Annotated in this window: 2 protein-coding genes; both read right to left on the reverse strand. The window is 69.6% G+C overall.

What is annotated here, in order from left to right; translation table 11 throughout:
* Window positions 1-1,523 (reverse strand): MFS transporter (locus GYB81_RS23370; protein ID WP_161897970.1); only part of this gene is annotated, 1,523 nt, incomplete at its 3' end.
* A 79-nt stretch (window positions 1,524-1,602) separates the two neighbouring features.
* Window positions 1,603-2,082: amidohydrolase family protein (locus tag GYB81_RS23375; RefSeq protein WP_161897971.1), on the reverse strand; the 480-nt coding region annotated here is incomplete at its 5' end.

Consider the following 2,082-nt stretch of genomic DNA (forward strand, 5'->3'; position numbering starts at 1 on the left):
CGGGCGGCAGCCTCGATGCGCTGCTGGGCACGCGTTACCGGGCCGTGGTGGAGCAGGTGCGCGAGCCAGGATTCGTGGAAGAAGAACGCCTGCCAGTGCGGTGGGTTCTCGCTGTTCTGCACCAGCCCCCAGGAGAAGGCACCGTTGCGCCGGCGCATGCGCGCCACTTCGCTCATCGCCTGGCGGAAGGCTGCAGCATGCTCGGCCGCGATGTCGTAGTGCAGGGTGACCATCACCGGGCCGCGCTCGAGATCGGCCTCGTCGGCGAGAATCGGCGCAGGCCAGTGCAGCGAGGGCGCGAGGTCTTCGCTTGCGGTGACCGGCAACGGGAACCTGGCGCTCAGCAGCAGGCCCAGCATCAGGCAGCCGGCGGCGGCGAACAGCGCCAGCGGAATCGACGCATGGCTGGCGACGAAGCCCCAGAGCGCGCCGCCGGCGGCCATGCTGCCGAAGAACACCAGGATGTACACCGACAGCGCCCGTGCCCGCACCCAGTCGGGCACCGAGGTCTGTGCGGCGACCTGCAGGCTGGACAGCACGGCGATCCACGCCGCGCCGCTGAGCAGCATCACCGGCAGCAGGGCGGCGAAGTGGCGTACGCTGGCCAGGGCCAGCAATACCAGCGCATAGAGCAAGCTGGCCAGCAGCACCAGGCGGTCACTGCTGATGCGCTCGCGAATGCGCGGCAACAGGGTGGCGCCGAGTACGGCACCGACGCCGACGCTGCCGAGCATCAGGCCGAAGTCGCTGGCGCTGCCCTGCAGTTCGCCACGCACGATCAGCGGCAGCAGCGACATGCCGGCGCTGGCCCCGATGAAGAACGCCGCCGCGCGCACCAATACCGCCTGCAGCGGCCTGGAGGCACGGCTGTAGCGCCAGCCGGCGCGGATCGCGCCCAGCAGACGCTCGGCCGGGAAGGCGGCGACCTGGCGCTCGCGCTTCCAGGTCAGCAGCACGGCCATGACCGCGAAGAACGACAGGGCATTGAGGGCGAAGGTCGCCCAGGGGCCACTCAGGCTCACCAGCACGCCGGCGATGGCCGGGCCGAGCGCGCGGGCGACGTTGATGCCGAGGCTGGACAGGGCGATGGCTGAGGGCAGGTCACGCTTGCTCACCAGCTCCGGAGTCAGCGCCGACCAGGCCGGCATCATCAGCGCGGTGCCGACGCCCATGGCCAGGGTCATGCCCAGCAACAGCCAGACACTGGTCAGCCCGAGCAGGGTGAGCGTTGCCAGTGCTGTAGCTACAGCGGCCATCCACAGCTGCACGCCCAGCAGATAGCGGCGCTTGTCGACGATATCGGCCATGGCCCCGGCCGGCAGCGCCAGCAGGAACATCGGCGCCGACCCGGCGACCTGCACCAGCGCCACATGCATGGGGTTGGCCGACAGGCTGGTCATCAGCCAGCCGGCGCCGACTTCATGCATCCAGGTGCCGATGTTCGAGGCAATGCTGGCCAGCCACAGCCAGCGGAAGGTGCGGTGGTTCAGGGCGCCCCAGGGCGACGGTTTGGCGGTGGTCATCTCGGCACTGGCCTTGTCGTGGGATGTTTTAGAATTCGGCGCACTGCCGCCAACCCGGCCGGGCTGGCGGCAGGCGGGCTCAGAAGGCGAAGCAGGAGCAGCCGAACGCGCCCCAGAAGCCCTGATGATCACTGACCGGCACATTGCTGCGGCGCGCACGGTCATGCTGGTGCTGATGCACGGCGCAGGAGCCGATGCACTGGTGGATGCTCGCGCTCAGCGGCGCGGCGGTCGGGCTCCAGTGGCCGGGCACCAGGGCCACCGGCGACCAGTCCGGCATCACCGGCACGGTGGGCGGCGCCAGCTTGTCGAACTCGCTGGTGGCATGCACCACCTTGCCGCCGACCACGGTGAGCACCGATTCCAGCCACTTGATCTGCTCTTCCTCGACGCTGAAGAAGTCCGCCGACAGGGCCACCAGGTCGGCCAACTGGCCCACCTTGATCTGGCCCTTCTTGCCCTGCTCGCTGGAGAACCAGGCGCTGCCGTGGGTGAACAGCTGCAGCGCGGTGGCGCGTGACAGGCCCTGCGGGTAGAGGGTGGTGCCGCCAACGGTCTT

It is taken from the genome of Pseudomonas yangonensis, assembly GCF_009932725.1.
Lineage (GTDB): Bacteria > Pseudomonadota > Gammaproteobacteria > Pseudomonadales > Pseudomonadaceae > Aquipseudomonas > Aquipseudomonas yangonensis.